The organism is Streptomyces sp. PU-14G (genome assembly GCF_041028275.1).
Classification (GTDB): Bacteria; Actinomycetota; Actinomycetes; order Streptomycetales; family Streptomycetaceae; genus Streptomyces.
In genome coordinates, this window is the sequence record NZ_JASKYT010000637.1 from 1 (window position 1) to 2,253 (window position 2,253).

1 protein-coding gene is annotated in these 2,253 nt (G+C 73.3%); it reads left to right on the forward strand.

Annotated features, from left to right (window positions below; all coding sequences use genetic code 11):
* Positions 1 to 461: 461 nt before the first annotated feature.
* Positions 462 to 1,325 carry a TetR/AcrR family transcriptional regulator gene (locus AB8Z75_RS34280; RefSeq protein WP_369208950.1) on the forward strand — a complete coding sequence of 288 codons (864 nt, stop codon included), beginning with the start codon at positions 462 to 464 and terminating at the stop codon, positions 1,323 to 1,325.
* Positions 1,326 to 2,253 lie beyond the last annotated feature (928 nt).

The following is a 2,253-nucleotide window of genomic DNA, read 5'->3' on the forward strand; positions in this document are numbered from 1 at the left end:
CGCTGAGTCGCTGCTTCAGCTTCTGCTGGAGGCGCAGCGCCGTGTACATGCCGACGTAACCGCCGCCGACGACGAGGATGCGTGTGGGGTCCGCAGATTCCTTCGTGGCCTTCGTCACGCGTCCATGACGCACCCTCAGTCCCTCGTTTGTCCACAGGCCACACGATTCGTATGACTGCCGTGCGCCGGGCGCTCACCGATGTCCCGATCTGACGAAGGATTCCGTTCACGCAGGTCACCGAGGAAGAGGAGGGGGCGCGCGGGTCGGCATGCGGGGCAGGAAAGCGGTCGTGGCCGAGAGGGGCGAAAGGCCGCGCGGAGACGCCCTCTTCTCTCACGACCTGGGCTCAACTATGTTCGTATCCCAGAGCGGGTGCGACGTGTGGACCGATGTGTCGCAGCCCGTCCCCGCGAACGCGGGGGTCTCCGGGGGGAGACAGGGATTTACCGGGGGAACAAAGATGCACATTCAGGGTATGCACGGGTCTCATGCCACCGCGGCGGCCGTATCCGCCGTGCCGGAGGGCCCGATCAGTACGGACGCCAACGCCGCGGGCTCCTCAGGCGTTGCCCCAGCAGCCGCCGCTCCACGCACGGCCCCGCTGCGCGTGGACGCCCAGCGCAACCTCGAACACGTGCTGCGCGCGGCCCGCGAGGTCTTCGGAGAGCTGGGTTACGGCGCACCGATGGAGGACGTCGCCCGCCGAGCCCGGGTCGGGGTGGGAACGGTCTACCGCCGATTCCCCAGCAAGGACGTTCTGGTGAACCGGATCGCCGAGGAGGAGACGGCCCGGTTGACGGAACAGGCGCGGTCCGCGCTGGGCCAGGAGGACGAGCCCTGGTCGGCGCTCTCCCGTTTCCTGCGCACCTCCGTCGCCTCCGGTGCCGGACGGCTGCTGCCGCCACGGATACTGCGCGCCGACGGCTGGGCGACGGACAGCTCACCCCGCGTGCCACCGCAGCGACCGCCGGCCCAGGCCGAGTTCGCCGAGGGCGCAGGCGCACGACTCGACGGAAGCACACCGCCGGACCTGCGGCTGGTGGAGCGCACCACCCCCGCCTCCGTCCCCGCCTCCGGACAGGAGAGAGGGTACGAGGGGCTGGAGAAAGACCCGGGCGCCATCGAGCTTCTCCAGGTCGTCGGCCAGTTGGTGGAGCGAGCCCGGGAGGCCGGCGAGCTCCGGCCGGATGTGACGGTGGGCGACGTACTGCTGGTGATAGCGACGGCCGCGCCCTCGCTGCCCGACGCCGCCCACCAGGCAGCGGCCTCCACCCGGCTCCTCGACATCCTGCTCGAAGGACTGCGCTCACGCGGCACGCACTGAGCGGCACGCCCCGAGCGGCACGCCCCGAGCGGGGCGGCACGTGAGAGCGGCGGCGCACCGCGCCGCCGACCCGGACGGGTTTGCCGACCCGGAGGGGTTTGCCGACTCGGGCGAGTTTGCGGACTCGGGCGGGGCTGCCGACTCGAGCGGGTCCGTCGTCGAGCACACGTGCGAGAGGCCACCAGGCGGGGTGATTCGTCAGCTTGTCGGCTTCCCGGCCGACACCGCTGTGCCACGCTGACGCGATGTTCCGCAGGCAGGGTGCGCACGGAAGCCACGGCTATGGCTGGTGACGAGCAGGGCGAGCCGGAGGGAGCTGAGGAGCCGGATGCACCGGAGGGTCCGGTGCATCAGCGGGGACCTGGAGGCCGGGGCGAACCGGCGGAGGAGACGGTCTCCGCCTCTGACCTCGACCGGCAGGTCCCGCCGCAGCAGTCGGCTGCACACCAGGTCCCCGAACAGCGTGGGCGCCACGACACGCGTGCGGGCAGCACGCGTGATGCCTGCGGCGACGGCCGGGGAGACGGCCGCGGGGAAGGCCAAGAAGACGACTGCGGTGGTCGGGGCGACGGCCACGAAGACGACTGCGGCGGCCGGGAGGAAGGCCGGGGGGAGGGCACGGGCGCGAAGAGGGCCGGCGCCCCCGGGAGTCCTGGCACCGAGAGGGCGGGCGGCCCTCGCCACGCGGACGGCGCCGACCGCCCGCGCAACCCGCACCGTCCGGAGCGGACCAGCGCCTCCGACGGACCACGCGACGCGGGGAGGGCAGGCCCCCTCGGCCGGCCACGCGGCGCGGACAAGGCCGGGGCCCCGCTCGGGGGGCCCGGTGCCGGGCCTCCTCATGGGGCGCGCGGTGCGGGCAAGGGCGGGACCTCGGGCGGACTACGGGGCGAGGGCACGGGCGCGAAGAGGGCCGGCGCCCCCGGGA